Source organism: Streptomyces sp. NPDC058701 (genome assembly GCF_042715295.1).
Classification (GTDB): Bacteria; Actinomycetota; Actinomycetes; order Streptomycetales; family Streptomycetaceae; genus Streptomyces.
This window is the reverse complement of sequence record NZ_JBHXSY010000053.1, coordinates 1-25,495: the sequence shown is the minus strand read 5'-3', so window position 1 is coordinate 25,495 and position 25,495 is coordinate 1. Positions and strand designations below refer to the sequence as shown.

Annotated in this window: 11 protein-coding genes and 1 pseudogene; 10 read left to right on the top strand and 2 right to left on the bottom strand. The window is 74.0% G+C overall.

The window, feature by feature from the left end:
- Positions 1-14: 14 nt before the first annotated feature.
- The 6 genes from ACFWW8_RS33600 to ACFWW8_RS33575 all read left to right on the top strand — a co-directional run bounded on the left by ACFWW8_RS33600 (position 15) and on the right by ACFWW8_RS33575 (position 5,710).
- The gene (locus ACFWW8_RS33600) at positions 15-1,430 is read left to right on the top strand and encodes an ATP-grasp domain-containing protein (RefSeq protein WP_386535323.1); all 1,416 of its coding nucleotides are present in this window, start codon (positions 15-17) and stop codon (positions 1,428-1,430) included.
- Entirely contained in the window at positions 1,427-2,728 is a 1,302-nt protein-coding gene (gene lysA / locus ACFWW8_RS33595) for a diaminopimelate decarboxylase (protein ID WP_386535321.1), read from the top strand. The genes ACFWW8_RS33600 and lysA overlap by 4 nt, the downstream gene beginning before the upstream one ends.
- A 63-nt stretch (positions 2,729-2,791) precedes the next feature.
- Positions 2,792-3,064 (top strand): phosphopantetheine-binding protein, encoded by a 273-nt coding sequence (locus ACFWW8_RS33590; protein ID WP_386535318.1) that lies wholly within the window; start codon positions 2,792-2,794, stop codon positions 3,062-3,064.
- 2 nt (positions 3,065-3,066) lie between these two features.
- Entirely contained in the window at positions 3,067-3,942 is an 876-nt protein-coding gene (locus ACFWW8_RS33585) for a hypothetical protein (RefSeq protein ID WP_386535315.1), read from the top strand.
- Positions 3,939-4,565, top strand: a complete 627-nt coding sequence (locus tag ACFWW8_RS33580; RefSeq protein WP_386535313.1) for a hypothetical protein — start codon at positions 3,939-3,941, stop codon at positions 4,563-4,565. Before ACFWW8_RS33585 ends, ACFWW8_RS33580 begins: the two co-directional genes overlap by 4 nt.
- Positions 4,562-5,710, top strand: coding sequence for an acyl-CoA dehydrogenase family protein (locus ACFWW8_RS33575; protein ID WP_386535311.1), 1,149 nt, complete (start codon positions 4,562-4,564; stop codon positions 5,708-5,710). The genes ACFWW8_RS33580 and ACFWW8_RS33575 overlap by 4 nt, the downstream gene beginning before the upstream one ends.
- A 25-nt stretch (positions 5,711-5,735) precedes the next feature.
- Here the strand turns inward: ACFWW8_RS33575 and ACFWW8_RS33570 are convergent, their stop codons facing one another.
- On the bottom strand, positions 5,736-6,383 hold the full coding sequence (locus ACFWW8_RS33570) for a LuxR C-terminal-related transcriptional regulator (protein ID WP_386535308.1): 648 nt from the start codon (positions 6,381-6,383) through the stop codon (positions 5,736-5,738).
- Between the two features lie 271 nt (positions 6,384-6,654).
- On the opposite strand from ACFWW8_RS33570, the gene sbnA reads away from it, so the two are divergent.
- The 4 genes from sbnA to ACFWW8_RS33550 all read left to right on the top strand — a co-directional run bounded on the left by sbnA (position 6,655) and on the right by ACFWW8_RS33550 (position 25,187).
- Entirely contained in the window at positions 6,655-7,635 is a 981-nt protein-coding gene (gene sbnA, locus ACFWW8_RS33565) for a 2,3-diaminopropionate biosynthesis protein SbnA (RefSeq protein ID WP_386535362.1), read from the top strand.
- A gap of 137 nt (positions 7,636-7,772) precedes the next feature.
- Positions 7,773-15,815: an amino acid adenylation domain-containing protein gene (locus ACFWW8_RS33560; RefSeq protein WP_386535306.1), complete on the top strand. Its 8,043-nt coding sequence runs from the start codon at positions 7,773-7,775 to the stop codon at positions 15,813-15,815.
- 11 nt (positions 15,816-15,826) lie between these two features.
- On the top strand, positions 15,827-23,908 hold the full coding sequence (locus tag ACFWW8_RS33555; RefSeq protein ID WP_386535304.1) for an amino acid adenylation domain-containing protein: 8,082 nt from the start codon (positions 15,827-15,829) through the stop codon (positions 23,906-23,908).
- Positions 23,909-24,092: 184 nt separating this feature from the next.
- Complete coding sequence (locus ACFWW8_RS33550; RefSeq protein WP_386535301.1) at positions 24,093-25,187, top strand: hypothetical protein; 1,095 nt, start codon at positions 24,093-24,095, stop codon at positions 25,185-25,187.
- 21 nt (positions 25,188-25,208) lie between these two features.
- On the opposite strand, the pseudogene ACFWW8_RS33545 reads toward ACFWW8_RS33550, so the two are convergent.
- Positions 25,209-25,495: pseudogene (locus ACFWW8_RS33545) on the bottom strand (thymidine kinase); the annotation flags it as partial.

Here is a 25,495-nt window from a genome sequence, read left to right as displayed (position 1 = left end):
AAGAGAGGCCCGCGGTGACAGGCAGGGAATTCAACCAGCGGCTGAAGACAGCGGTGGCCGGCGGTCCGTCGGGCTCCCTGGTCTTCCTGGGCAACTTCGAGGTGGAGGAGCAGTGGGCGCGCGGCGAGACCGGCCTGCCCCGGGTCTCCTCCACGGGCAACACCGCCGTCGTCAACCGCATGGACGAGTTCGCGCTGCTGCTCGGCGACGTGGAGGACCACGTCGTCCTGAAGACCGAACCCGACCCGGGCTACCTGGCCCACCTCCGAGAGCTGGGCCTCGGCCTGCCCACGGTCCACGTGGTGCGGGACCAGGTCCCCGGCAACACCGTCACCCAGGACGCCCTGGGCGACTCCCGGCTGCTGACCGTCCTCGGCGAGCTCGGCGCGCAGGGAGCCCTGCTGTCCCCGCACGGCGTCTCGGAGTGGGAGGAGGACCTCGCCGGCAAGGCGGGCATCGCCCTCGCCGCGCCCTCCGCCGAGCTGTGCAAGGCGGTCAACAGCAAGGTCTACAGCCGTCGCGCCGCCGACGGGCTGGGGTTGCGCCAGCCGCTCGGCTGGGCCTGCGAGACCCTCGGTGAACTGCGCGCCGCCGTCGCCGCCGCGGCCGAGCTGCTCGACGCGGGCGCCACCATCCTCGTCAAAGAGGCCTTCGGCGTCTCGGGCAAGGGCATCGCCGAGATCGAGAGCACCCGGCGCCTGGAGCGGATGGAGCGGATGGTCGCGAACTCCGTGCGGAAGTCGGGCGCCGGGGGCATCGCGTTCGTCCTGGAGGAGAAGGTGGCCAAGGTCACCGACCTGAACTACCAGTTCACCATCGCCCGCGACGGATCCGTACGCCTCGACTTCGTCAAGGAGGCCATCACGGAGGGCGGCGTCCACAAGGGGCACCGCTTCCCGCCGCGCCTGACGGCCGGGCAGCACGAGGTGATCGAGCGGACCGCGGCACTCCTCGGCCGCCGGCTCGCGGACGACGGCTTCTTCGGCGTGGTCGGGGTGGACGCCATGCTCGACCCCGACGGCGGGGTGTACCCCGTGGTCGAGATCAACGCCCGCAACAACATGTCGACGTATCAGGCGCGCCTCCAGGAGCAGCTGCTCGCCGAGGGCCAGCAGGCCCTCGCGCGCCACTACCCGCTGGTGCTCGACCGGCCGCTGCCCTTCGACACCCTGCGGCAGGTTCTCGACGGCCTCCTGCTGGACCGCCCGGGGGGCAGCGGACTGGTCGTCAACAACTACGCCACCGTCAACGCCGGCGCGGGATCCGGCAGCCCGTTCAGCGGCCGCCTCTACGGCCTGCTCACGGGCGACTCGGCAGAGGAGCTCGCCGCGCTGGACGCGGCCGTAACGGAGCGGCTCGGACCCGGCGGGGCGCTCGACGCCTCCCGCGTCCAGGACACCGCCCGGTCCCAGTGGAAAGGTCAGTCATGACAGTCGAGCCGACCGAGTTCCGGGTACAGGGCCTCGGGATCACCGAACTCGCCGCCCAGTTCGGAACGCCCCTGTACGTCTACGACGGCGCGGCTCTGCGCGCACGGATCACCGCGCTGCGGGAGCTGATGCACCCCCGCCTGGAGTTCTTCTACTCGCTCAAGGCCAACCCCAACGTCTCGGTGTGCGCGCTGCTCCACGCGCACGGCGCCCGCGCCGAGGTCTCCTCGATGGCCGAGCTGCTCACCGCCCGCAAGGCCGGCGTGCAGCCCCGCGACATCATGTTCCTCGGCCCGGGCAAGAGCCGCGCCGAGCTCCGGGAGTGCCTCGCCCAGGGCATCTACACGATCATCTGCGAGTCGCTCCCCGAGCTGGACCTGATCGAGGAACTCGCCGCGGAGCTCGGCCTGGTCGCCCCGGTGGCCCTGCGCGTCAACCCCAGCTTCGCGGTCAAGGGCTCCGGCCTCACCATGGGGGGCAAGCCGCGCCAGTTCGGCATCGACGAGGCGCAGCTGCTCGCCGCGGGACCGCTGGCCAAGGAGTTCGAGCACGTCCGGCTCATGGGTGTCCAGGCGTACATGGGCACGCGCATCCTCAGTGAGGACGCGATCGTGGAGAACACCCGCCGCATCCTCGAACTGGCGGAGCGCATCGCCGCCCACCACGCCTTCGAGCTGGACATGGTCGACGTCGGCGGAGGCCTCGGCGTCTCCTACTTCGAGGGCGAGCGCGACCTGGAGCTCGGGGTGCTGGCGGAGGCCGTCAACCCCGTCCTGGAGGCCTTCGCGCAGAGCCGCCCCCGGACCCGTCTGATCATGGAACTGGGCCGTTACCTGGTGGCGGAGAGCGGCACGTACGTGACCCGCGTGCGCTACACGAAGACCTCGCTCGGCGAGAACTTCGCGGTCGCGGACGGCGGCACCAACCACCACATGGCCGCCGTGGGCATCGGCTCCTTCGTCAAGCGCAACTTCCCGATCCGGGTGCTCAACCGCTACGACGAGCCCGCCACGGAGGTCTGGAACGTCACCGGCCCCCTGTGCACCCCGAACGACACGCTCGGCAAGAAGGTCGCCCTCCCGCCGCTGCGCGCGGGCGACCTGATCGGTGTCGAGCGGTCCGGGGCGTACGGGCCGACCGCCTCGCCCGTGCACTTCCTGAGCCACGGCTACCCGGCCGAGGTCCTCGTCCACGACGGCCGCGCCCACCTGGTGCGCGAGGCCGACAGCGCCGAGGACCTGCTGGCCAAGCAGCACCTGTTCGATCCGACTCCGGTCGTACCCGGCGCCGACCGCTAGCCCGGGTTCCTCCCGCTGTCCTCCACGACCACCGCACCGACGCCGCGAAAGGGCGCTATCCACATGACCGAGACCATCGAGACCACGGCCGACCGACAGGTCGTCGACGCCATCACCGAGGCCCTCGGGGCCGTCCTCCAGCGCGACCTGGGCGACCTGGCCCCCGACACGAAGCTCTTCGACACCCTGGGACTGGACTCGACGGGCGTGCTGGACCTGCTGCTGCGCCTGGAGGAACTGCTCGACGGGGAGTTCGACACCGACGAGCTCGAGATGGGCCACTTCGCCACGGTGCAGTCGCTCGCCGACTTCATCACCGCCGAACTCGGCCGCTGACCATGTCCCTCGCAGCAGCGCCACCGGCCGGCGCCGGGACGCGGCCGGCCCTCCTCACGGGTCTCGCGGTGACCGGAGCCGTCCACCGGACCTTCGGCACCGGTACCACGCCGCTCGGCCAGGAGGCCGAGCGGCGGTTCTTCCCCAGCCACACCGGGCACGCCGGTGTGGTCCTCCGCGAGGAGCTCCTCGACACGGCGGTCGGCAACACCTTCGAGGACATGGGCGCCGAACTGCTCGCCGCACTGGGCGAGCAGCCCGAGACCGATCTCGTGGTGCTCGCCTACTCCACGCCGGACTTCCTGCCGACCGTGCTGACGGCGCCCACGCTGGCGGAGCGGCTGCCGGGCCGCCCGCTGCTCCTCGCGGTGTCCGACCAGGGTCCGACCGGCCCGTTCAGCGCCCTCGCCCTCGCCCGGAGCTATGCCCGCAGGCACGGGTTCCGGCGGGTACTGGTCATGGCCTTCGACCAGCACGTCGTGCCGTACGACGTACCGGGCTCCGGCCCGCGCGGACTGGCCGGGGACGGCGCGGTCGCCCTGGTCCTGGAGGCCTCCGAGGACAACTGCCGGGTGCGCCAGGTCTGCGGGCTGGACCCGCGGGAGGCACCGGGACAGGTGGCCGCGCTGATCCGGGAACTCGACCCGGAGGGTACCGCCGAGGTCGTGGCGGGTCCCGGCGTGGACCCGGCCTGGGAGCTTCCGGTGTCCCGCGGCCCGGTGCGCCGGGCTCCGGCGGGCTACCCCTGCACGTCCGTTCTGGGGGCGTTCGCCGAGCGCCTTCCGGCGGCCGGCGGGAGCCCGACCCTGCTCGTCGAGTACGACCCGGTCCTGGGGGACCTGTCGGTCTGCCGGGTCGACCCGGCGGCAGCCGCGTGACGGCGACCGGTCCCGGCACCGCGTCGGTCACCCGGCCGCCGGAGCGGCCCGTCCGGGACGTGGCGCGCAGGGAGGGCCTCGCGCCGGCCCTGCGCCTGCTCCTGGGCGGACCCGGCCCCGGCCCGGTACCGCTCGGGCCGGCCGGGTTCGCCCTGCTGCCGGAGGAACGGGCGGCGGGACACACGGTCGTACGCCGCTACGCGCTCGCCGGGGGCCCGGTCGTGGTCGTCCACGATCCGCGGCCCGCACCGCCCGGCGGCGCCGTCGACCCGGTGGGGCTGCTGCGGCTCCGGCTCGGGGTGGCCGAGGGCCTGCGCGACGCCTGCGTCGCGCACCTGGGCTCCCGGCCGAGCGGCGAGAGCACCGTCCTGATGCAGCAGATGGTCAAGGGGCAGCTGGCCGAGGCACTCGCGCACCAGCTGGAGCTGTCCGCCCTGCTGGACTCCGGCACCCCGCTGGAGGGCCCGTTCCTGCGGAGCCTGCACGGCCAGATCACCCTCAACGGGCGGTCGCTGCTGCGGCTGCTCGGCGCGTACGGCTATCTCGCGGACGGACCGGGCGCGACGGCCGAGGCGTCCGAGCTGCTGGCCGACGTCCACGACCCGGCGAAGGAGGACAGGTGAGCACGCTGGACGCCCGTCTGACCGCCCTGCGCGGTCAGGCCCGCGAATGGGCCGCCGACTTCCGGGCGGCCGCGCTGGACCTCGACCGGGACCCCGGCCTGATCAAGGACCACCTCGATCTGCCTGGAGTGCGCTTCCTGAGCACGTTCGGCGTGCCCGCCGCCTTCGCGACGGAACCGCCGGCCGCGGGCCCGTACCGGTTCGACGGTACGAACGGTCTGGAACGCGCGGTGGTCCTGGAGGAGTTCGCCGCCGGCGACATCGGCATGACCCTGGCCGCACCGGGGCCGTCCATGTCGGGCGTCCTGGTCGCGAAGCTCGGGGACCGGGAGCAGCAGGAGTGGTTCTTCGGCCGGATGACCGCCGCCCCGGCCTGGACCTGTTTCGCGCTGACCGAGCCCGAACGGGGATCGGACGCCTCCGCGCTCGGCACCGCCCTGCGCGAGGAGGACGGCGAGCTGCGGCTGACCGGTGCGAAGCGGTACGTCGGCAACGCGGCCCGCGCCCGGTACGCCGCCGTCTTCGCCCGCACCCGGCCCGGCCCGCTCGGGGTGACGGCCGTCCTGCTGGACACCGCGGTGGCGGGCTACCGCGCCGAGCCGCTGGACAGCCTGGGGATCCGCGGCGCCCAGATCGGGGCGATCACGCTCGACGGGGCGGTCGTCGACCGCGACCGCGTCCTCGGCCGCCACCTGTCGCCCGCCCGGCGCGGCATCTGGGCCTCCATCCAGGTGTTCAACGAGCTGCGGCCCTCGGTCGCGGCCCTGGCCCTGGGCATCGCGGGCGCGGCCCACGCCTACGTACGGGAGCACTACGCGGGGGCCCGCGGCGCCGACCGGGACCGGATCGAGGTGATGGGCCGGCGGCTCGACGCCACCAGGGCGCTGGTGCACGCGGCGGCGAGGGCCGTGGACGCGACCGGGGAGGGGTACCTCGCCTCCGCGGCCAAGGCCCGGGCCTGCGCGCTGGCCGAGGAGACGACGCTGGCGGCCTGCGACCTGCTCGCTCCGGCGGCCCGGCTGGCCCATCCCCTCCTGGACAAACTGGCCCGGGATGCCCGGGGAGTCGAGTTCATGGAGGGGACCCGGAACGTGCAACACCTGAACCTGTTCCAGGGGTTGAAGTCCGGGAGGGTCGGGGCGTGAACGCCCCGCGGGCCGTCCGCGGGGCTCAGGCCCTGTTCAGGAACGTCAGCACCGCCATGACCCGGCGGTTGTCGTCCTTCGACGGCGGCAGGTCCAGCTTGGCCAGGATGTTGTTGATGTGCTTGGCGACCGCCTTCTCCGTGATCACCAGCGCGGCCGCCACGGCCGCGTTGGACCGGCCCTCGGCCATGTACCCGAGGACTTCGCGCTCCCGGTCGGTGAGTCGGGCGACCTGCTGGTCCTGGGAGTTGTGGCTCATCATCCGGGACACCACGTCGGGGTCCATGACCGTACCCCCCGCGGCGACCCGGTGCAGGGCCTCGATGAACTGGGAGCCGTTGAACACCCGGTCCTTGAGCAGGTAGCCGACGCCGCCCTCACCGTCGGCGAGGAGCTCCTGCGCGTACAGCTGGTCGACGTACTGCGACAGCAGGAGGGAGGGCTGGCCGGGCCGGCGGCGCCGCGCCTCCAGGACGGCCCGCAGCCCCTCGTCGGTGTGCGTGGGCGGCATCCGTATGTCGACGAGGGCGATGTCCGGCTCGTGTTCGGCGAGCGCCCGGGTGAGCTCGGGACCGGTGCCCACCGCGGCGACGATCTCGAATTCGTTCAGCTCCAATAGCCGCGTCAGCCCCTCGCGGAGCAGGAACTGGTCTTCTGCGAGCACCAGACGCATGTCATTTCCCCCATGGTTCCCCGTCAGCCCCGGCCCGGCCGGGGCGGGGCTCCCGGGGCCACAAGCTAGCAATGCCCGGTTGCGACGGGCAACCAAGGTGCGACAAGCGGTCAGCGCCTGGTCAACTGATCGTCAGCGGCGTTTGACAAGCTCTCGAAGTCCGACGCCGAAAGGGCATTTGACCACTCATGGCCGATGAAGACATCCCAGTAGCAGGCAAGCCGGCCTGGTTCACCGCCTCCGCCGGACACATCGACGTGGAGAGTGTCCCATTCAAGTCATATCCGCCCCGCATGAATTCAATGCCGACGACCTCTACGTCGACCTTGAATCCGTTGTCGGCGAACGTTTGATCCTGAAGTGCGAGGGATTCAATTTCGCCGGCTCCATCAAGCTCAAGGCAGCCCATGCGATGGTCTCGGCCGCGGAACGTTCCGGGGAACTGCGCGCGGGCTCGACGATCGTGGAGAGCTCCTCGGGGAACCTCGGCGTGGCGCTGAGCATCGTCGCCTGCAGCCGCGGCTACCGCTTCATCTGCGTCACCGATTCCCGCTGCACCCTCGCCGCGCGCCAGCTCATGCAGCTGCTGGGCAGCGAGGTGCAGGTGGTCACCGAGCCGCACCCGGTCGACGGGCTGCTCGGAGCCCGCATCCAGCGGGTCCGTGAACTGTGCGCGGGGATCGACGGATCGGTCTGGCTCAACCAGTACGCGAACCCGAACAACTGGATGGCCCACTACCGGCTGACCGGTCCCGAGATCCTGAAGGCGTTCCCCGACCTGGGCGTGCTGTTCGTCGGCGCCGGCACCACCGGGACGCTCATGGGATGTGCGCGCTACATGCGGGAGCACAAGCCCTCCGTACGGATCGTCGCGGTCGACGCCGTCGGATCCGTCACCTTCGGGGGACCGTCGCAGAGCCGCATGATCCCCGGTCTCGGAACGGGCGTGCGCCCGCACCTGCTCGACGAGTCCTACGTGGACGACGTGGTCATGGTTCCGGAGATCGACACCATCCGGTCCTGCCGGCAACTGGCCAGTCGCGGCTTCCTCTTCGGCGGGTCCACCGGAACCGTCGTCAGCGGGGCCACCGCCTGGCTCGCCGGGAACGGCCTCGCGGCCGACGTGTCGGCCGTGGCGATCGCACCCGACCTGGGCGAGCGCTACCTGGACACCGTCTACCAGGACCAGTGGGTGAGCGACCTCTACGGTCCCGGCGCCCTCCAGGAGGCGGTGGCGGCCGAGAGCCTCTGACCCCGGAGGCGGTGGCGGCCGAGAGCCTCTGCCCCCTCCCCCGTCCCGGGCCCCGGGCCCGTCCGCACCGCACGTCCTGAGCCAACGGGCGGGCGTCCTCACCGGCACACCTCGCCCCAGCACTCATGGAGACCGTCATGACTTCGCGCACCCTTCCGGACCTGCCCCTCACGGGGGCACAGAAAGGCATCTGGTTCGACGAGCAGCTGTCCAGCGGTCGGCTCGCGTACAACATGGCCGACTACCTGGACATCAGCGGGCCGCTCGACAAGCAGCTGCTCCGGAGCGCGCTGCGACGGGTCCTGGACGAGGCACAGTGCACGCGGGCGCGCTTCTTCGACGTGGACGGGCTGCCGGTGCAGCGGATCGAACCGCTGGACGGGCTCCCGCTGGAGGTCCTGGACCTCGGCGGGGGCCCGGACCCGGTCGGCGAGGCGCTGAGGCTGATGGACGGGGACCTGCACCGGCCGTTCGAGCTCGCGGGCGGGCTGCTGTTCCGCACGCTGCTCTTCCGCGTGTCCGAGGACCGCACGCTGCTCTACCTGGCCATGCACCACCTGCTGTCCGACGGCTACAGCCGGCTGGCGGTCTACCGGCGCCTCAGCGAGGTCTACGGGGCGCTAAGCACGGGCGAAGAGCCGCCGGGGGACCCGCTGCCCCCTCTGGAGCTGCTGCTCCGGGAGGAGGCGGCGTACCTGGAGTCGCCCGCCCTGGAGCGCGACCGCCGGTTCTGGGCGGCCCATCTCGACGGCGCCGCGGAGCCGGTCAGCCTCGCCGCCGGCGATCCGGTCCCGGGCACCGGTTTCCTGCGCCGCACCCGCGAAGTCGACGCGGCCGGCGCCGGGCGCCTGCGCGCCGCGGCGTCCGCCGCCGGCGTCACCTGGCCCACGTTCGCCATCGCCGCGACGGCGGCGTACGTGGGCAAGGCGGCCGGCCGTGACGACGTGCTGCTGACCCTCCCCATGACGGCACGCCTGACCGCCACCGCGCGCAACGTGCCCGGCATGGTGGCGAACTACCTGCCGCTCCCGGCGCGCGTCGCTCCCGCGACCACGGTGTCCGAGCTGCTGGGCAGCACCTCGAAGGCGGTCGCCCGCTCCCTGCGCCACCAGCGCTACCCGGCGGAGCGCATCCGCCGCTCGCTCGGCATGCAGGCCGACCGGCGGCCCTTCGGCCCCTTCGTCAACGTGCTCCCGCAGACACCGGAGTTCCGTCTCGGTCCGTGCGGGGCCCGGCTGCACAACCTTTCCACCGGCATCGTCGACGACCTGATGATCACGGTGCTGGACGGTGCCGACGGCACCCTCGAACTGCACATGAACGGCAACCCCGAGCGGTACTCCGAGACCGAGGTCGTGGACCACCTGCGCCGTTTCGGAGCGTTCCTCCAGGTGCTCGCGGCCGCCGATCCGGCCACGCCGCTGGGCCGCCTCGACCTCGCGACCGAGCAGGAGCGGGGCGCCCTCCTGGCGGCCGGCACCGGACCCCGCGGCGAGGCGCTCGCGGGCGGCGTGGTGGAACTCGTACGGGAGTTCGCCGCCGCGACGCCCGCCGCCCTGGCGGTCACGGACGGCACCACGGACGCCTCCTACTCCTCGCTGGCGATCTGGGCGGACGAGCTCTCCGAGACGCTCGTCTCGGCCGGCGCCGGGCCCGGGACCCTGGTCGGCATCCTCGCCGAGCCGAGCGCCGCCTTCGTGGGCGCCGTCCTCGGCGTCCTCGGCGCGGGTGCGGCCTGGGTGCCCCTCGACGTGCACGCGCCGACGGCGCGCACCGACAGCCTGGTCACCGACTCCCGGATCGGCCACCTGCTCGTCGGACCGGGGCTGCAGGGCCTGGCCGCGGAGCTCGGCGACGGCAGCGTACGGACGCACCCGCTGCCCGGCGGCCTGACCGCCCACCCGGTGCCGCTGGACGAACTGCGCGCACCGGCCGGCGGGCCGGCCGACCTGGCGTACGTCATCTTCACCTCGGGCTCCACGGGCAAGCCCAAGGGCGCCATGGTCCACCGCGGCGGCATGCTCAACCACCTCGGCGCCAAGATCGACGACCTGGGGCTGACCGCGGCCGACCGGGTCGTGCAGAACGCCCCCGTCACGTTCGACGTGTCGGTCTGGCAGATGCTGGCCCCGCTCGTCGTCGGCGGCACCGTCCACGTGGTCCCCCGCGAGGTCGCGGCCGACCCCGACGCCCTGTTCGCCACCGCGACCGACGACCACGTCACCGTCCTGGAGGTCGTCCCCACCCTGCTGCGCGCGGCCCTCGACAACTGGGACACCGCACCCGGCACTCCGGCGGCCCGGCACCTGCGCTGGCTCATGGTGACCGGCGAGGCCCTCCCGCCCGACCTGTGCACGCGCTGGTGGCAGCGCTACCCCGAGGTCCCGCTGATCAACGCGTACGGGCCGACCGAATGCTCGGACGACGTCACGCACGCCGTCCTGCGCGCCGGCGCGCCGGTCGGCGCGCGCGTGCCCATCGGCCGTCCCGTCCGCAACACCCTGCTCTACGTCCTCGGCGACGACCTGCGGCCCGCCGCCCCGGGAGCGATCGGCGAGCTGTACGTCGGCGGCGAGGGCGTCGGCCGCGGCTACCTCCTGGACCCGGCGAAGACCGCCGCCGCCTTCGTGCCCGATCCCTTCGCGCCCGACCCCGGAAGCCGCATGTACCGCACCGGCGACCATGTCGTGTGGCGACCGGACGAGCAGTTGGAGTTCCTGGAGCGGCGCGACCACCAGGTGAAGATCCGGGGCCACCGCGTCGAGCTCGGCGAGATCGAGGCGGCTGTGCGCTCCCTCCCGCACGTCGTCGACGTCGCCGTCACCGCGCCCGGCAACGCCTCCGGCGCCGCCCGTCTGGTGGCCTACCTGGTCGCCCCGGGCACCGAACCGGTCGCCGTGCGGGACGCGCTGGCCGAGCTGCTCCCCCCGTACATGGTCCCCACCAGCTGGGTCCCGCTCCCGGCGCTGCCGCTGACCCCGCACGGCAAGGTCGACCGCCGCGCGCTGCCCGCGCCGACCGGGCCGGGTGCCGCGCCGGCCGCCGTCACCGCGGCCACCGCCGTCACCGTGCCGTCCCCGGCCGCGGCCACCGGGCGCCGCGGCCGCCTCCCCCGCCACCCCGCCGAGCAGGCGCTGTGCGAGATCTTCGCCCAGGTCCTGGGCCTCGACACGGTGGGCGCGGACGACGGCTTCTTCACCCTGGGCGGAGACTCCATCAGCTCCATCCAGGTGGTCAGCCGCGCCCGGGGCCAGGGCATCGTCCTCACCCCCCGCGACGTCTTCGCCCTCAAGACCCCCGCCGCCCTCGCCGCCCTCGTGGGGACGGTCGCCGGACCGGGCGGGGAGGGCGCTTCCGTCCCGCGGGCCGCCGAAGACGGCGTCGGCGAGGTCGAGCCGACCCCGATCATCTCCCAGCTCGCCGAGGACCTCGGTGAACTGACCGGCCCCGCAGGCCAGTTCAGCCAGTACGTCCTGCTCCGGGTGCCCACCGCGATGACGGCCGGCACCCTCGCCCCCGCCCTGCAGGCGCTGCTCGACGGGCACGACGCACTGCGCCTGGCGGTGGCCGAGCCCGCCCCCGGCATCTGGTCCCTGCGCACCGCCGAGCGCGGGTCCGTGGCCGCCGGCCGGCTGATCCGCACCGTGGACGCCTCCGGCGCCGCCGGTGATCCCGGCGCTCTGGACCTGCTGGTCACGGCCGAGGCGGACGCGGCACGGACCCGGCTCGCCCCGTCCGACGGGGTCATGCTCCAGGCCGTGCTGCTCCACGGCGGCGCCGCACCCACCTCGCACCTGCTGCTGCTGGCCCACCACACCGTCGTCGACGGCGTCTCCTGGCGGATCCTGACCGGCGACCTGGAGGCCGCCTGGACCGCTGCCGCCGCCGGCCGGACACCCGAACCGGAGGCGGTCCCGACCTCCTACCGGCGTTGGGCGGCGACCCTCGCCGAGCAGTCCCGCACCGCCGGGCGGATCGCCGAACTGCCCTACTGGCAGGCCCAGCGCGAGGACGAGCCGTCCGTCCTCGGCAGCCGCCCGCTCGACCCCTCCCGGGACACCTACGGCACGGCCCGGCGGCTGCGGCTCGAACTGCCCGCCGACCAGACCGCGGCCCTGCTGACCACGGTGCCCGCCGCCTTCCACGGCGAGATCAACGACGTCCTGCTCGGCGCTCTGGCCTTGGCCGCCGCCGACTGGCGGGGCCGCTCCGCGCCGGACTCCGCGCGTCCCCTCCTGATCGAACTCGAAGGCCACGGCCGCGAGCAGATCACCGACGACGTCGACCTCTCCCGCACGGTCGGCTGGTTCACCACCGTCTTCCCCGTCCGCCTCGACCTCGGCGCCCTCGACCGGGAGGACGCCCGGGCCTCGGGTCCAGCCCTCGCCACCGCCGTCAAGCGGGTCAAGGAGCAGCTGCGCGCCGTCCCGGACCGCGGGATCGGCTACGGCCTGCTGCGCCACCTCAACCCGCGCACCGCCCGGGTGCTGGCCCCGGCGCCCGCCCCGAGCCTCGGTTTCAACTACCTCGGCCGGTTCCGCGTCGACGGGTCGGCCGGCCCCTGGACCCTCGCCGGCGGCTCCTCGGTCATCGCCACCGGCTTCCACCCGGACACCCCGCTGCGCCACGCCCTGTCCGTCACCCCGGTGACCGAGGACCGTGCCGACGGTCCGCGTCTGGTCGCCGACTGGCTGTGGGCGGACGGGCTCCTCGACGAGGACGAGGTCCGTGAACTCGCCGCGGCCTGGTTCGCGGCCCTGCGCGCCCTCGTCAGTCACGCGGCCCTGCCCGGAGCCGGCGGGCACACCCCCTCGGACCTGCCCCTGGTGGCGCTGGGCCAGGAGGAGATCGACGCGATCGAGCGGGCCCCGGACGCCCCGGGCGACACCGCGGTCACCGACGTGCTGCCGTTGACGGCGATGCAGCGGGGCATGCTGTTCCAGGCCGAGTTCGACCAGCGGGGAACCGACCTCTACACGCTGCAGGTCGCGGCCGACCTGATCGGCGTAGTGGACGCGGACGCCCTGGAGCGCGCCCTGGCCACCCTCCTGGAGCGGCACCCCGGGCTCGCAGGCGCCTTCCGCCACCGGGACGCGGGCGACCCGGTCTCGGTACTGCGCTCGGGGGTCCGCGTACCGCTGCGCCGCGTCGACCTGTCCGGGCTCGCGCCCGACGGGCAGCGGGCCGAGCTGGACCGGCTCGCCGAGGCGGACCGGCTCCTGCGCTTCGACCTGGCCCGTCCGCCGCTGATGCGCTGGGCCCTCGTACGGCTGGACGACGGGCGCCACCGCCTGGTCTGGACCCTGCACCACATCCTGGTGGACGGCTGGTCCATGCCGGTGCTCGTGCGCGAACTGCTCGCCTGCTACGAGGACGGGGGCGCCGGGGGGACCCTCCCGCCCGCCGTTCCCTTCCGCGCCTACCTCTCCTGGCTGGCCGGTCAGGACCACGACGCGGCGAGGGCGGCGTGGGCCGACGCCCTCGCCGGCCTCGACGAGCCGACCCTGCTGTGCGGAGCGGCCCCCGACCGGCTGCCCGTCGCGCCGGACTCGCTGCCCCTGCGACTGACCGCCGAGGAGACCGCCGCGCTCTCCGGCTTCGCCGCGCGTCAGGGTCTGACCCTCAACACCGTCTTCCAGGGCGGCTGGGCCGTGCTGCTCGGCCGGCTCACCGGCCGCTCCGACGTGCTGTTCGGGTCGACGGTGTCCACCCGGCCGGCCGCGCTGCCGGGCGTGGAGGGCATCGTGGGGCCGTTCCTGAACACCCTGCCGGTCCGCGCGGTCCTCGACCCCGCCGAGACCGTCGGCGCGTTCCTGCTCCGGATCCAGGACGCCCAGTCCGCCCTGCGGGACTTCGACCACCTCGGGCTGGCCGAGATGCTCGGCGGCTCTCCGGGACTGGCCGCGTACGGCGAACCCTTCGACACGGCGCTCGTGTTCGAGAACTTCCCCCTGGCCGAGGCCGCGGGCGGTGTCGCCACCGGCCGCGGCGGACTGCGCATCGCCGACGTCACGGCCCGCGACGCCCGCCACTACCCGCTCAGCATGGTCGTCCTGCCGGGCCGGGAGTTCGAGGTCCGCTTCGACTACGCGCCCGACCTGCTGTCCCGTGACGAGGTGGCGGCCGTGGCGCAGCGCCTGCGGGGGCTGCTCCTGGACCTCGCCGCCGCACCCGGCCGGAGCATCGGCCGGCTCGACGTCCTGACCGAGGACGAGAGCGGACTGCTGCGCAAGTGGAACGACACCGGGAGCGCCGCCGCCACCGGCATCGCCGGGGGCGTGGTGGAGCGCGTGCGCGCGTTCGCCCGGCTCACCCCCGCGGCCGTCGCCGTGGCGGACGGGGAGCACGAGGTCGGCTACGCGTCCCTCGTCCGCTGGTCGGACGAACTGGCCGGACGGCTGACCGCTGCCGGAGCGGGCCCCGGCTCCCTCGTGGCGGTGCTGGCCGAACCGGGCGCCGCCTTCGTCGGCTCCGTCCTGGGCGTCCTGCAGGCCGGAGCGGCCTGGATCCCGCTGGACGTGGGCGCCCCCGTGGCCCGCATCGCCTCGCTGTTCGCGGACTCCGGGGCGCGGTGCCTGCTGACGGGCCCGGGCTGCGAGGACCTGGCCGCCGAGGTGCTGGAGCTGGCCGGGCCGGGCGCGAGCACGCTGGGGGCGGCCGCCGGCTTCGAGGAGGCAGGGGACGTACCCGGGGCGCCGGACGGTCTGGCACGGCCCCTCGGCCGGCCGGACGACCTCGCCTATGTGATCTTCACGTCCGGTTCCACGGGCAAGCCCAAGGGCGCCATGGTCCACCGCCTCGGTATGGAGAACCACCTCCTGGCCAAGGTCGAGGACCTCGCACTGGGCGCCGGCGACCGGGTCGTGCAGAACGCCCCCGTCACCTTCGACGTGTCGGTCTGGCAGATGCTGGCCCCGCTCGTCGTCGGCGGCACCGTCCGCGTGGTCCCCCGCGAGGTCGCCGCCGACCCCGACGCCCTGTTCGGCGTCGTGTCGGCCGAGGACGTCTCGATCCTGGAGGTCGTGCCGTCCCTGCTCCGGGCGGCCCTCGACTCCTGGGACGCGGTCGGCGCCGCCGCCGGAGCCGGCGACCTGCGCCGGCTCGTGGTCACCGGCGAGGCGCTCCCGGCCGAGCTGTGCGACCGGTGGTGGGGCCGCTTCCCCGCCATCCCCCTGGTCAACGCGTACGGCCCCACGGAGTGCTCGGACGACGTCACGCACGCGGTGCTCCACGCGGAGGACCGGCCGGGTGCCCGCGTGCCGATCGGCGCCGCCGTCCGCAACACCTTCCTCCACGTGCTGGGCGACGAGCTGCGCCCGGTTCCGGTGGGCACGGTCGGCGAGCTGTACGTCGGCGGGGCCGGAGTCGGCCGCGGCTACCTCGCCGATCCGGCCAGGACGTCCGCCACCTTCGTCGCGGACCCCTTCGCCGGGGTCCCCGGCGCCCGGATGTACCGCACGGGTGACCGCGTGGTGCGGCGGCCGGACGGGCAGCTGGAGTTCGTGGAGCGCCGCGACCACCAGGTCAAGGTGCGGGGCCACCGGATCGAGCTCGGTGAGGTCGAGGCCGCCCTGCGCGCCCTGCCGCAGGTGGCCGACGCGGCCGTGGTCGCGCTCACGGACCCGGCCCCGGCGACCCGCCTCGTCGCCTACGTGGTGGCGCCGGGCACCGACGACCTCGCGGGGGTCCGGGCCGACCTCTCCGCGGTGCTGCCGCAGTACATGGTCCCGTCCGCGTGGGTCGCGCTGCCCGCCCTGCCGCTGACTGCCCACGGGAAGGTGGACCGCAAGGCCCTCCCCCACCCGGCGGGAGCGGCGGACGCGACGCCCGCCGGAACCCGGCGGGAGGGCCGCGACCCGGTCGAGCGGTCGCTGTGCGCGGTGTTCGCCGAGGTGCTCGGGGTCGACGGCGTCGGCATCGACGACAACTTCTTCACCCTCGGCGGGGACTCCATCAGCTCCATCCGGGTCGTGGGCCGGGCCCGCGCCCACGGCATCGTGATCACCCCCCGCGACGTCTTCGGACACCGCACCCCCCTCGCCCTCGCGGCCGTCGTCGCCGCCGCCGGTGCGGGCGTACCGGCGCAGCAGCCGGCCGTCTCCGCACCGGCACCGCTCCTGGAGCTGAGCGACGACGAGATGGACGAACTCGACACTGAGCTGGAGTCACTGGATTCATGAGAGAGCACACGGTGAAATCCGCACGAAAGAGCGAGTTCCTGCCGCTCGCCCCGCTGCAGCAGGGGTTCCTGTTCCACGCGGACTTCGTGGGGCAGGACCTCGACATCCACGTTCTGCAGCTGGTGGCCGACCTCGAGGGCCTCCTGGACGAGGACCGGATGCGGGCCGCGGTGGGCGGGCTGCTGGAGAACCACTCCGGTCTGCGGGCCTGCTTCCGGACCCTGCGCAACGGCAAGCCGGTCCAGGTCGTCCCGCACGGCGTCGACGTGCCCTGGGACACGGTGGACCTCTCCGCCCTCGCGGGGGACGCGCAGGCGGCCGAGCTGGAACGGGCCACCGAGGCGGACCGGGTCCGGCCCTTCCGCCTCGACCGCCCGCCGCTGCTGCGCTGCACCCTCGTCCGGCTGGGCGGGCACCGGTTCCGGCTGCTGCTGACGGTGCACCACATCGTCCTCGACGGCTGGTCGATGCCGATCATGCTGGACGAGCTGTTCACCCGGTACGCGACCGGGGAGGCGGGCTCCGCCGCCCCCGCACCGCACTACCGGGACTACCTCGCCTGGCTCGGGCGCCAGGACCGCGACGGTGCCCGGGACGCGTGGCGCTCCGCCCTGGCCGCGGTGGAGGAGCCCACCAACGTCGCCCTGCCCGACCCGGCCGGTGCCCCGTCGCTCCCCCGTTCGGTGAGCGCCGCCCTCGGACCCGCGCAGACCGCGCGCCTCACCGAGTGGGCCCGCTCCCGCGAGCTGACCCTGGGCACCGTGGTCCAGGGCTGCTGGGGCATGCTCGTCGGCCATCTGACCGGCCGCACCGACGTGCTGTTCGGCATGGTCGACTCGGGACGCCCCGCCGAACTGCCCGGCGTCGAGTCGATGGTCGGCATGTTCGCCAACACGCTGCCCGCCCGCGTCCGCCTGGACTCGGCGCGCACCGTCGCCGAGCTGCTCACCGGCTTCCAGGACCAGCAGAGCGAGCTCCTCCCGCACCGCCACCTGGGCCTCGCCGACGTGCAGGAGATCGTAGGCGCGGGCAGCCTGTTCGACACCGCCGTGATGTTCCAGAACTACCCCAGGACCGATGCCGCCGCCTTCACCGCGCTGACCGGTCTGGTGTTGCGGAGCTCCGACATCCGCAACGCCACCGAGTTCCCGCTGAGCCTCGTCGCGCTCCCGGGGAACGACCTGGAGCTGACGGTCCAGTACCGTCCGGACCTCTTCGGCGCCGATGCGGCCGGCCTGCTGGTCCGGCGTCTCGCCGGCCTGCTCGCCCGGCTCCCGGCCGCCGCGGACCTGCCGTTCGGCCGACTCGAACTGATCGAGCCGGACGAACGGGAGCTCGTCCTGCGGACGTACAACCTGACCGGGGCGCCCGCACCGGCCGCGCTGCTCCCGGAACTGATCGCCCGGCGCGCCGCCGCGGACCCCGACCGGGTCGCCGTGGAGTGCGGGGACGACTCCGTGACGGCCGCCGCCCTGGAGGACCGCGCCGACCGCCTCGCCCGGCTGCTGATCAGCCGCGGCACCCGGGCCGGCGGCCTGGTGGCCCTCGCCCTGCCCCGCTCCGCCGACCTGGTGGTGGCGGCTCTGGCCGTGCTCAAGACGGGCGCCGCCTACCTGGCCCTCGACCCCGGGCATCCCGCCGACCGCATCGGCCTCATGCTCGACGACGCGGAACCCGCCGTGCTGCTGAGCACGACGGACGCGGCGAGGGCCCTGCGGTGGACCGGCGCCACGGTCCTGCTCGACGACGCCGGTACCGCGGCGGAACTGCTCGGTCAGCCCGCCGGCCCGGTCTCCGACGCCGAACGCGGCGGGAGCCTGAGCCCGGACCTCCCGGCGTACGTCATCTACACCTCCGGTTCCACGGGCCGCCCCAAGGGCGTCGTCGTCCCGCACGGCGCCTTCGCCAATCTCGTCGACGACATGGCCCGGCGCGTGGCGGTCACCGAGCGGGACCGCCTCCTCGCCGTGACCACCTTCGGCTTCGACATCGCCATGCTGGAGCTGTTCGTACCGCTGCTCGCCGGCGCCGGCCTGGTCCTCGCGGACCGTGCGACCGTCCAGGACCCGGTGGCGCTCGCGAGGGCGATCGCCGCCGCCGCCGCGACCGTCGTGCAGGCCACCCCGAGCCACTGGCAGGCGCTGGTGGCCACGGCCCCCGAATGCCTCGCGGGCCTGCGCCTGCTGACCGGAGGCGAGGCGCTCGGCGAGCCGCTGGCCGCCGCGCTCGTGGAGGCCGCCGCCACGGTCCTCAACGTCTACGGGCCCACCGAGACCACCATCTGGTCGACCGCCTCGGTCCTGGACGGCACCCGCCCGGGTGCCCCGTCCATCGGCCGGCCCATCGCGAACACCCGGGTCTACGTCCTGGACCAGGCGCTGCGCCCGGTCTCCTGCGGCGTCGTCGGCGAGCTGTACATCGCCGGCACCGGCCTGGCGCAGGGGTACCTGCGCCGCCCGTCGCTGACCGCCGAGCGGTTCGTCTGCGACCCCTACGGGCCCGCCGGAACCCGCATGTACCGTACGGGCGACCTGGTCCGCTGGGGCGCGGACGGGCAGCTCGACTACATCGGGCGGGTCGACCACCAGGTGAAGGTGCGCGGCCACCGCCTGGAGCTCGGCGAGATCGAGACGGTGCTGACCGGGCTGCCCGGCGTCGCCCGCGCCGTGGTCGTGGCCCGCGAGGTCGAACCCGGGGACACCCGGCTCGTCGCCTACCTGGTGCCGGAGGCCGACGCCGGCGAGGGCGCGACGGCCCTGGACACCGCGGCCCTGCGGGAGCGGGTCAGGGAGGCGCTGCCCGAGTACATGGTCCCGTCGGCGTTCGTCCTGCTCGACACCTTCCCGCTGACGCCCAGCGGAAAGGTCGACCGCAAGGCGCTGCCCGCGCCCGAACTGGAGCGGCCCGCCGGCCGGGAGGCCGAGGGCCCCGCCGAGGAGATCCTGCGCGGGTTGTTCGCCGACGTCCTCGGGCTGCCCGACGTGGGCGTGGACGACGACTTCTTCGCCCTCGGCGGGCATTCCCTGCTGGCCACCCGGCTGGTGAGCCGGGTGCGCGGAGCCCTCGGCGTCGAACTGTCCGTACGGGCCCTGTTCGAGCACCCCACCCCGGCCGCGCTCGCGGCCGGGCTGGTCCCCACGCCCACCTCCCGCACCCCGCTGCGGGCCGGGCCACGGCCCGGCTTCGTCCCGCTGTCGCACATGCAGCGCCGCATGTGGTTCCTCAACCGCCTGGACCCCGGAGCGGCCGGCTACCACATCTCCCTGGCCGTCCGGCTGCGCGGTGACCTCGACCGGGACGCCCTGCGGGAGGCACTCGGCGACGTGAGCGAGCGGCACGAGGTGCTGCGGACCGTCTTCCCGAGCATCGGGGAGGAGCCGGGGCAGATCGTGTGCGAGCCGCACGATGCCCGGACGGCGCTGGAGGCCGTACCCGTACCCGGCGGCGAGCCCGCGCTGGGCGCGCTCCTGGACGCGGAGGCCGACCGCCCCTTCGACCTGACCTGCGACCTGCCGGTGCGCGCCCGGCTGTTCTCGCTCGGCGAGCGGGACCACGTCCTGCTGCTCGTCGTCCACCACATCGCCTTCGACGGCTGGTCCGTCCCGGTGCTGGCCTCCGACATCGCCCGCGCCTACCGCGTCCGTACCGGGGACGACCTCCCCGAACAGGCCGGACTGCCCGTCCAGTACGCCGACTTCTCCCTCTGGCAGGAGCGGGAGCTCGGCTCCGAGGAGGACCCGGACAGCCTCCTCGGCCGGCAGCTGGCGTACTGGACCGAGACCCTGCGCGGCATCCCGGAGGAACTGGCCCTGCCGAGCGACCACCCGCGGCCGGCGATCGCGAGCTACGCGGGCGGCGTGGTGCCGTTCGCCGTCCCCGCCGCACTGCACGAACGGCTCACCCGCCTGGCCCGCGCGTCCGGTGTCAGCCCCTTCATGGTCGTCCAGGCCGCCCTCGCCACGACCCTCGGCAAGCTGGGTGCCGGCACCGACATCCCGTTCGGCTCGCCCATCGCGGGCCGCACCGACGAGGCGCTGCACGACCTGGTCGGCTTCTTCGTCAACACGCTCGTCCTGCGCACCGACACCAGCGGCGACCCGACGTTCCAGGAGCTGCTGCACCGCGTCCGCGAGGCCGACCTGGGTGCCTTCCAGCACCAGGAGCTGCCCTTCGAACGGCTGGTGGACGCGCTGAGCCCGGTCCGCTCGCTGTCGCGGCAGCCGCTGTTCCAGGTGATGCTCGCCTTCCAGAACACCGCCGTGCCGCAGTTCGACCTTCCCGGCCTGGAGTCCTCGTTCGTCGAATCCGGCTCCACGACCGCGAAGTTCGACCTCGTCTTCGAGTTCACCGAGGGCGGGCCCGGCGAAGGGCTGTCCGGGCGGCTGGAGTTCGCGACGGACCTGTACGAACGCGACACCGCGCAGCTGCTCGTCACCTCCTTCCTGCGCCTGCTCGAAGCGGCCGTCACCACGCCCGCGGCACCGCTCAGCCGGCTGGACGTCCTCGACGCGCGGGAGCGGAGCCGGCTGCTGGACGACTGGAGCACCGGCTCCCGTACCGCGGTGGAGTCCACCGAGACCGTGCACGGCCTGTTCGAGGGCTGGGCCGCCCGTCGCGCCGGACATCCCGCGTTCGTCTCCGAGGAGGTCACCCTCGGCTACCGGGAGCTGGACGAACGGGCCAACCGCCTCGCCCGCGAACTCGTGGCCCGCGGGGCGGGACCGGGCCGCTTCGTGGCCCTGGTGCTGCCCCGCTCGCCCGAGCTGCTGGTCTCCGTGCTCGCGGTGCTCAAGTCCGGCGCGGCGTACCTGCCCGTCGACCCGGCCTACCCCGTCGACCGCATCACCCACATGCTGACCGACTCCGGGGCGCAGCTGCTGGTCACCTCGACCGCCGTGCTCGGCTCCGGGGCCCTGCTGCCGGAGACCGCGGGGACGCGTCACCTGGTGCTGGACGACCCGGGCACCAGGGCCCTGATCGCCGGCCACGGCGCGGCCGGGCTCGACGACGCCGAGCGCAGCCGGCCGGTGACCCCCCGGGATCCGGCCTACCTCATCTACACCTCCGGCTCGACCGGCCTGCCCAAGGGCGTGCTGGTCTCCCACGGGACCGCGACCGCCCTGGCCGCAGATCACCGGGAGCGGTTCGGCGTGGGGCCGGACACCCGGGCCCTGCAGTTCGCCACGTTCAGCTTCGACGCGGCCGTCTGGGAGCTGTGCGTCTCCCTGCTGGTCGGCGGCACCATGGTGCAGGTCCCGGACGACCGGCGGGCCGGGCTGCCGCTCGCGGAGTTCATCAACCGGCACCGGGTCGACATCGCCCTGCTGCCGCCCGTGGTCGTGGACGCCTTCCCCGAGGAGGCGCGCCTGCCCGAGGGGCTGGTGATGACGGTCGGCGGAGCGGCGATGACCCCGGAGCTCGTCGAGCGCTGGGCGCCGGTCACCCGGCTCCACAACCTCTACGGCCCGACCGAGAACACCGTGGTCACCACCGCGAGCGACCGGATCACCGGCGGCCACCCGCCGATCGGCCGGCCCATCGCCGGCCACCGCGCCTACGTCCTCGACGGGAGCCTGACGCCCGTTCCGGCCGGGGTCGTCGGTGAGCTCTACGTGGGCGGCACGGGCCTCGCCATCGGCTACGTGAACCGGCCCGGTGTGAGCGCCGAGCGGTTCGTGGCCGACCCGTACGGCCCGGCCGGGTCCCGCATGTACCGGACCGGCGACCTCGTACGCTGGCGCGCCGACGGCAACCTCGACTACCTCGGCCGCTCCGACCAGCAGGTCAAGGTCCGGGGCTTCCGCATCGAACTCGGCGAGATCGAGAGCGTGCTGCTGGAGCACCCGGGCATCGCCCAGGCCGTGGTGACCGCCCGGGAGGACCGGCCGGGCGTCCAGACGCTCGTCGGCTACCTCGTGCCCCTCCCGGGCGCCGGCGTCGAGGACGCCGACGTACGCGGTCTGCTCGCCCGGCGGCTGCCCGATTACATGGTGCCGTCCGCGCTGGTCACCCTGCCCGAGCTGCCGGTCACCGTGAACGGCAAGGTCGACCGGGAGGCGCTGCCCGCGCCCGAACCGCGTCCGGCGGCCGGCCGTGAAGCCGTCACCGAGACCGAGAAGACCCTGGTCCGGGCGTTCGCCGACGTGCTGGGCCTCGACACGGTCGGCGCCGACGACGACTTCTTCGCCCTCGGCGGCAACAGCATCGGGACCGTCCAGGTGGTGGCCCGCGCGGCGAAGAGCATGCTGGAGCTCACCGTGGCGGAGGTGTTCACCCGGCGGACGCCCGCCTCGCTCGCCGCCCTGGTGGACGGCCGCACGGCCGGCGCGGAGCACCTGGCCCGGCAGTTGCGGACCAGCTCGCTCGGTGCGGACCCGCAGGACCCGTTCGCCCCCGTGCTCCCGATCCGGCCGGCCGGCTCACTGCCCCCGCTGTTCTGCGTGCACGGCGGTCTGGGGACGAGCCTGCCGTACCTCGGCCTCGCCTCCTACGTCGACGAGGAGCGGCCGATCATCGGGCTCCAGGCTCCACAGGTGAGCGGGTCCGAGCCGGCGGCGAGCATCGAGGCGCAGGCCGCGTCGTACCTGGAGCGCATCCGGGAGGTGCAGCCCGAGGGCCCGTACCACCTGCTGGGCTGGTCCTTCGGCGGTCTGCTCGCCCACGAACTGGCCGTCCGGCTGCGCGCCGACGGCGCCGAAGTCGCCCTCCTCGCCAACCTGGACGCCTTCCCGTACGACAGCGCCCTCGACGGGCCGCTGCCCGACCGCGACGTACTGCTCCGCCGCTTCCTGGAGTACCTCGGGGAGGAGCAGGCCGCGGCGGCCGGGGAGGTCCCGGACGCGGCGGCGGTCGCCGCGGTGCTGCGGCGCCACGGCGGCGCCTTCGGATCGCTGACCGAGCAGGACGTCGACCGCCTGGTGACGGTGATGCGCCACCACGTCGTCCTCGCCGAGCAGTTCCGGCCCGGCCGCTTCGACGGCGACATGACGCTGCTCGTCGCGACGTCCGGACGGACGGCGGCCGACACGGACACCGCGGCCCGCCGCTGGGACGGGCACGTCGCCGGAACCGTCCGGGTCCACGAACTCCCCTACGCCCACGAATACCTGATGCATCCGGAACCGCAGGCAAAGGTCGGTGCGATCGTCGACGCGGAGCTGCGACGGACCGACCGGCCCACCCGAGGGAACGCACCCATGAGCACACTCGTCAACAGTCCGGCCGCGGACACGGTCCCCGACCCCGCTCCATCCCCCGCTCCCGCTCCAGTCCCCTCTCCCGCTCCCTCTCCGGTGCCCCGGGTCACCACCGGCCATCCCCTCACGGAGACGTTCGCGCTCGCGGGCAGGCGGCTTCGCCACCTGCGCCGCACCCCGGGCCGGCTCGTCGGGATCGTGCTCAATCCGCTGGTGATGCTGCTGGCGGTGGGATACCTCTTCAAGGAGGCCATCGTGGCGCCCCAGGGGGGTGACTACCAGGAGTACCTGATGGCGGGCATCGCGGTGCAGGTCGGCCTGGCCGGCATCGGACCGACCGCGATCAGCATCGCCATGGACCTCCGGGCCGGGCTGATGGACCGCTTCCGGTCGCTGCCCATCTCCCGGTCCGCCGTCCTGGTGGCACACGCGCTGGCCGACCTGTTGGTGGGCCTCGGCGTCCTCGTGGTGATCACACTGGTCGGTCTCGCCATCGGCTGGCGCCCGCACGGCGACCCGCTGTCCGTCGCGGCCGGTTTCGCCGTGGCCGGCGGCTTCATCTTCCTGATGGTCTGGGTCGGCATCACGCTCGGGATGATGGTCAAGAACATCGAGTCCATCGACTCGATCGGCGCCCTGATCCTGGTCGTCTGCACCTTCCTGTCGAACGCGGTCTTCCCGGCCGCGTCCATGCCGGGCTGGCTGCGCCCCTTCGTCGAGTGGAACCCGATCAGCGCGGTGGCCGACTCCTGCCGCCACCTGTGGGGCAACCCCACGGCGCAGAGCACCAGCTTCCCGGGCGAGCACCCGCACCTGGTCGTGGCCATGTGGTTCGCCGTGCTGCTGGTCGGCACCGTCTGGGCCAGCCTGAGCCGCTTCCGCCGGGCGGCCGCGTAACCCCGACGCACCGGAGCCGCCCGTACGGGCGGCTCCGCCGGGCACGGCAGCCCGGGGGTGTCGGGGAGGGGGCGCGCGGCAGGGGTGCCCGCGCGGACGCCGGCCGAGGCCGTGCGCCATGCTGGCCGCGCGCGGCCGGCGCCGGCCCCCGAACCCCGAACCCCGAACCCCGAGTGAGAAGTCCATGACCCGCACCACCCCGCCCCGCCCGGTCGACGCCGAGGCCTTGTTCCCCGCCCTCGGCGACCACCGCCGCACCAGCACCCGCCTCCACCCGCGCCCCGGCTCCCCGAAGGCCGACGAGAGCTCGGTCGCCGGCCCGCTCCTGTGGCCCGCCGACGAGCCGTGGCCCGTGTGCACCGCGGTCCACCCCAAGGGCAGCGGGCACCGTCTGTCGGACGTGCGCCTCCAGCGGCGGATCCTCGACGAGGCATGGCACCGCGATCCCTGGTCAGGTCCTACGGCTGCGGAACGCGGGGTCTTGGACGCCATCCAACCGGGACCGCACGCCCCGCAGATCGGCGAGGCGGACCCGATTCCGCTGCTCGCCGCCGCCCAGCTCTTCACCCGCGACGTCCCCGACCTCACCGGACCGGACGGCTGCGACCTGCTCCAGGTCCTCTGGTGCCCCTTCGAAGCGCACGGTCCCGACCGGACCATCGACGTCGTACTGAAGTGGCGCCGCTCCCAGGACGTCGCCGAGGTCCTCGCCGTGATCCCGGAACCGGTGGTGGTGGGCAGGGCCGAATGCGTCCCGAACCCGTGCGTGCTCGACCCCGAACAAGTGGTGGAGCACGAGTACGAGGGTCTGCTGGACGAGGGCCTTCAGGAGGCCATCGAAGTGTGGGAGGTGGGAGACGAAGAGGACGCTGACGCCTTCGACTCCTCCGGCTCCTCCGGCTCCTCCGGCTTCGACACGTACGAGGAGTACGAGGCCGCCATGGCCGCCGCGCGCGCGGACGAGGATGACGAGGTGACCTACCGGGGCGACCTCTCCCTCGCGCCCGGCTGGAAGGTCGGCGGCTTCGCCTCGTGGCACCTCACCGACCCGGCGGACATCGATTGCGGAGTCTGCGGAGCGCCCATGCCTCCCTTGCTCACCGTGGGCGGCAGCGAATGGGACGGAGCCTCGGAGAGCTGGATCCCCCTGGAGGACCAAGGCTCCCTACCGGACAGTCGGATCAGCGATCCGACCGGCGTCCACCTCGGCCGCGGCCTCATGCGCGTCCACACCTGCCCCACCACCCCGACGCACCCGCACCGACTCAGCTTCCAGTAGGAGGCGCGTGCCGCCCGGCGGTCAGCCGTGGTTGACCGGGAGGACGTCCGGGGAGAGGGCGCCCGCGTGGGCCGCGGCCGAGGTCGTGCGGCGGCGGTGGTGGCGACGGCAGAGGACCTCGTAGCCGATCTCACCCGCCGGGCGGTTCACGTCGCCGACGACGACCTGGGCGCCCTCGACGACCATCTCGCCGTCTATCGTCCGGGCATTGTGCGTGGCACGGGCGCCGCACCAGCACAGGGCCTCGACCTGAAGCTGCTCGATGCGGTCCGCCAGCTCGATGAGGCGTTGCGAGCCGGGGAAGAGTT

Coding starts and splice junctions, on each gene's coding strand:
- lysA (WP_386535321.1), top strand. CDS start 1,427: ATGACAGTCGAGCCGACCGAGTTCCGGGTACAGGGCCTCGGGATCACC.
- ACFWW8_RS33590 (WP_386535318.1), top strand. CDS start 2,792: ATGACCGAGACCATCGAGACCACGGCCGACCGACAGGTCGTCGACGCC.
- ACFWW8_RS33585 (WP_386535315.1), top strand. CDS start 3,067: ATGTCCCTCGCAGCAGCGCCACCGGCCGGCGCCGGGACGCGGCCGGCC.
- ACFWW8_RS33570 (WP_386535308.1), bottom strand. CDS start 6,383: ATGCGTCTGGTGCTCGCAGAAGACCAGTTCCTGCTCCGCGAGGGGCTG.
- ACFWW8_RS33560 (WP_386535306.1), top strand. CDS start 7,773: ATGACTTCGCGCACCCTTCCGGACCTGCCCCTCACGGGGGCACAGAAA.
- ACFWW8_RS33550 (WP_386535301.1), top strand. CDS start 24,093: ATGACCCGCACCACCCCGCCCCGCCCGGTCGACGCCGAGGCCTTGTTC.